This window comes from Actinosynnema sp. NPDC023658, assembly GCF_040639995.1.
In the GTDB taxonomy this organism is placed as follows: Bacteria; Actinomycetota; Actinomycetes; order Mycobacteriales; family Pseudonocardiaceae; genus Actinosynnema.
In genome coordinates this window covers 1-4,367 of record NZ_JBFAAX010000497.1, presented here as the reverse complement: position 1 = coordinate 4,367, position 4,367 = coordinate 1, and the positions used below count along the sequence as shown (strand labels likewise).

General features: G+C 70.3%; 3 protein-coding genes. 2 read left to right on the top strand and 1 reads right to left on the bottom strand.

Going from position 1 to position 4,367, the window contains the following annotated elements; translation table 11 throughout:
* Positions 1 to 1,684, bottom strand: a 1,684-nt coding sequence (locus AB0G02_RS29815) for a polyketide synthase (protein WP_360800412.1), incomplete at its 3' end; no start/stop codon positions are given.
* A gap of 446 nt (positions 1,685 to 2,130) precedes the next feature.
* Here AB0G02_RS29815 and AB0G02_RS29810 point away from each other — a divergent pair.
* Complete coding sequence (locus AB0G02_RS29810; protein WP_360800409.1) at positions 2,131 to 3,114, top strand: hypothetical protein; 984 nt, start codon at positions 2,131 to 2,133, stop codon at positions 3,112 to 3,114.
* Positions 3,115 to 3,140: 26 nt separating this feature from the next.
* On the top strand, positions 3,141 to 4,205 hold the full coding sequence (locus AB0G02_RS29805) for a cobalamin-independent methionine synthase II family protein (RefSeq protein WP_360800406.1): 1,065 nt from the start codon (positions 3,141 to 3,143) through the stop codon (positions 4,203 to 4,205).
* Positions 4,206 to 4,367: the final 162 nt, after the last annotated feature.

Here is a 4,367-nt window from a genome sequence, read left to right as displayed (position 1 = left end):
GGCCCTCGGCCACGGCGGCGACCAGCTTCGCGACCTTGCGCTCGGCCTCCTCCGGCGTGCGGGCCACGACCGCGGCGCGCACCGACGCGCCGGTCAGCCGCGCGGCGAGCGCCGCCGCGAGGTCGCCCAGCTCGGCGAACGCCAGCTTCGGCAGCAGGGCCGCGACCTCGGCCAGGCGGTCCTTCAGGGCCGTGCGGTCCGGTGCGTCGAACAGCAGGACCTCGGCGTCCTGGCGGGTCGCGACCAACGCCTTGGTGCGCACGTCGATCTGCTCGCGCCGGGTCGCGTCGGGTGCCGCCTCCAGCGCGATGTGCGTGTTGATGCCGCCGAAGCCCATGGCGGACACGCCGGCGCGCACCGGGCGGTCCTCGGGCCACAGCTCGGCCTCCGACGGCACGTACATCATCGCGTTGTCGGCGGTCAGCTTCGGGTGCGGGTCGTAGTGGCCCGTGCCCGGGGGGATGACCTGGTGGTGCACGGCGAGGGCCGCCTTGATCAGACCGGCGACCCCCGCCGCTGCCTTGGTGTGCCCGAAGTTGCCCTTGACGGTGCTCAGCGCGGCGGGCCGGGCCTCCGGGTCGGCGGCGCGGCGGGCCGAGGACAGCGCCTCGATCTCCGTCTCGTCGCCCAGCGCGGTGCCGGTGCCGTGGCCCTCGAAGTAGGACACGGTCTCCAGGCCGTAGCCGGCGCGGCCGTAGGCGCGGTGCAGGGCCAGGCGGTGACCGTCGGCCTCGGGCCGGGTGATGCCGCCCTTGCCGTCGGACGAGACGCCCCAGCCCGCGATGGTCGCGTAGATGCGCAGGTTCTTGGCCAGCGCGTCGTCCTCGCGCATCAGCACCAGGGAGCCCGCGCCCTCGCCCGGCCAGAAGCCGTTCGAGTTCTTGTCGTAGACCTTCATGACGTCCTTGGCCAGCGCGCCGGTCTTGGCGAAGCCGATGACCTCGAACGGGTCGATGGACAGGTCGACGCCGCCCGCGATGGCGACGTCCATGTCGCCCTCGACGAGCGACTTGGCGGCCGTGGCGACCGACAGCAACGACGAGGAGCACGCGCCGTCGACGGTGTAGCCGCCGCCGCGCAGGTCGAAGTAGTTGCAGATGCGGCCCGCGATGGTGTTGGCGAGCCCACCGGCCAGGGTGTCCTCGTTGATCTCCGGGAACGGGGCCTTGTACTGCACCTCGAGTTCACGCAGGAAGCCCGCGACCTCGTCCTCCGGCCAGCCCTTGCCGCTCAGCGCGGCCGCGACCGTGCGGCGCACGTACGGCCAGCGCAGCCGCATCACGTTCGCCCGGGAGAACTCGCCGGTGAGGCTGTTGCCCAGCACCACGCCGGTCGACTGCTTCGGCAGGCCCTCGCCCTCGGGGAACCCCGCGTCGGCCAGCGCCTGGGAGGTCACGTCGAGCGCCAACCAGTGCGTCATGTCCGTGGAGCGGAACGTGCTGCCGGCCACGCGGTAGCGAACCCGGTCGAACTCGAAGTCGCGCAGCACCGCCGCCTTCGTCGCGTAGAAGCGGTCCGGTGCTTCGGGGTCGGGGGAGTAGTAGTCCGCCTGGTTCATCCGCTCGTCGGGCAGCCTGCGGAAGGCCCGACGCCCGGCCAGGACGTTCTCCCACAGTTCCCCGGTGGAACCGGCATCGGGGTAGCGCAGGCCGATGCCGACGATTGCGATCCGCTCACTGCTCATGCTTTCACCGTCTTTGAGGACATCGGGGGTTCGGGATGGTCCGGAAATACCGCCGTGCAAAAAGTGACAACACACGGGGCACTTCGAAAAATGGCGCAACGTAAGACTGCACGACCGCCCGACGACACTGCTTCTCCGATTTTGCCCTCTGACCTGCGCTTTTTCCATAACAGCGTGATTCAGAATTTCGCGCGGTACCCCCGCGTACCGGAGGTCCACCGAGACATCCCCGTGACCTGCGATGTCCCGCAGTCGTCGGACCGCAGACCGGCGGTCACACCACCCCTACGTACATCCCTCCTCGGCAAACCAGAGCCATTCGGCCCAGTGACTGCGCACAGTCGAAGAAGGAATCCGGTCGCCGCGCTGGGATGCTTTGCAGGCCCCCGAAGCGCTCGCCAAAAGGGGCTTCGCTCGATCAGCCCGCATTGCTCCGGAGGGGACACATGGCGCGCACCGGGACCAACCAGCTCCACCGACAGGACCAGTCCAGAACGGCCGTGGCCACCTCGTCGTTCGTCAACGGGCACTTCCCGCGGCGACGAGGGCTCGTCGTGCTGCTCAGCTCGATCGCCGGCTTCCTGCTGACCGTGGTGTGGTCGGCGCAGTTCGTGGACTCCACGATCGGTGACAACGTGGCCAACACCCTGCTGGGCCACGACGCCAAGGAGACGCCGATCCAGGGCATCGCGGCGGGCATCGCGTTCGCGTTCGTCAGCGGCATCGCGGGCACGTTCACCGCCTGCAACATCGCCGCGTTCGGCGCGGTCGCGCCCATGCTCGGCGCCACCGGGTCGCGCTGGACGAAGTTCGTCGCCACGCTCAAGCCGGTCGGGTGGCTGGCGGTCGGCATGATCCCGGTGTCCGCGCTGTACGGCGTGCTGGTCGGGATCATCGGCACGCGCATGCCGCAGTTCGCCACCGCGGCGAACGCGCCGGGCACGCTGAGCAGCCGCAGCATCCAGTCGCTGGTGGTGTTCGGCGTCATCGGGCTGGTGATGGTCTACATGGGCCTGGCCGCGCTCGGCTTCGTGCGCGACCCGTTCCGCAAGGTCGCGCAGCGGTTCCCGAACGCCCCGATGGTCTTCATGGGCGTGCTGATCGGCGGGTTCCTCATCGGTCGCCCGTTCGGCCTGTTCCGGCAGATGTTCCGCGACGCCGCGGAGAGCCACAATCCCCTGTACGGCGCAGCGGCGTTCACCCTCCAGTCGGTAGGCAACATCGTGATCATGGCCCTATTGTTCCTCGCGTTGGCGTACTTCACCGGCGGCCGTTTGCAGCGGTGGCTCTCGGCCAAGCCGAGCAGGATCGCGGTGGTCACGGCCGTCGCGCTGATCGTCGCCGGCGTTTTCACGTTCATGTACTGGGACATCAGGATGCTGGCCCGTCGGGAGATCATCCCGTGGTACCCGACGGCGCCGTGGGCCTGATCGCGTCGAGGGGACAGAGAGAGCACATGGGGATTCCGACCGAGCCGATCGGCAGCGTGCCGCGTCCCGCGGAGCTCGTGCAGGGCTTCACGGACCACGCGGAAGGCCGCATCGACGCCGCAGCGCTGCGGGAACTGACGGATCGGGCGTTAGCGGACACGGTCAGCCGGTTCGAGGCCACCGGTTCGCCGGTGGTCACCGACGGCGAGCAGGACAAGCCGAGCTTCCTCACCTACCCGGTGGCGGGGATCTCCGACCTCGCGCCGGGCGGGGCGGTGGTGCCGTTCGCGGACGGCCACACCCGCGAGCTGCCCGTGCTGACCAGCGGGCCGTTCCGCTACACCGCGCACGCCGTCGACCTGCTGCGCACCACGCAGCAGCTCACCGCGCTGCCGGTGAAGCAGCCGGTGATCGCGCCGTCGGCGCTGAGCCTGCTCTACCCGGCGGACGGCATCGACGGCTACTCGCGCGACGAGTTCGTGGCCGACCTCGTCAACGAGACCGAGGCCGACATCCGGGCGTGCCTGGACGCGGGGGCGGCCGTGGTGCAGCTCGACTTCACGGAGGGGCGGCTGTCGCTCAAGCTCGACCCGTCGGGCGGGCTGCTGCGCGACTTCGTGGCGCTGAACAACGCCGTGCTGGAGCGGTTCTCCGCGGAGGACCGCGCCCGGATCGGCCTGCACACGTGCCCCGGTGGCGACTGGGACTCCACGCACAGCGCGGACGTCGACTACGCCGACCTGCTGCCGGACCTGTTCCGGATCAAGGCGGGCCGGTTCTACGTCCAGCTGGCCAGCGAGCCCGACCGCCGCCGCGTGCTGGGGATCATCAAGGAGCACCTGCCCGCGGACGCGAAGGTCTTCATCGGCGTGACCGACCCGATCAGCGAGCGGGTCGAGACGCCGGAGGAGGTCCGCGACCAGGTGCTCGAAGCGGCCGAGTTCATCCCCGTCGAGCAGCTGGGGACGTGCGACGACTGCGGGTTCGCCCCGTTCGCGGACGACACGTCCACCTCGCGCGACACGGCGTTCGCCAAGATCGCCGCCCGCGTGGAGGGGACGAAGCTCGCCTCCGCCGCGCTCGACGCCTGACCGGGGCCTGACCGGGGCCTGACCAGGCCCCGGTCGGCCTCTCCGCCGAACGCCGGGAAGCCGCACCAGCCGAGGACTCACTCCCCCGAGGGAGCGTCCCACGGCCGGTGCGGCTTCTCGGCGTTTTCGCGTGTTTAAACACTTGTTACCCCCGCTTCGCCC

Bases quoted from the DNA above. Each gene is read 5' to 3' on its own strand.
- AB0G02_RS29810 (WP_360800409.1), top strand. From the start codon at position 2,131: ATGGCGCGCACCGGGACCAACCAGCTCCACCGACAGGACCAGTCCAGA.
- AB0G02_RS29805 (WP_360800406.1), top strand. From the start codon at position 3,141: ATGGGGATTCCGACCGAGCCGATCGGCAGCGTGCCGCGTCCCGCGGAG.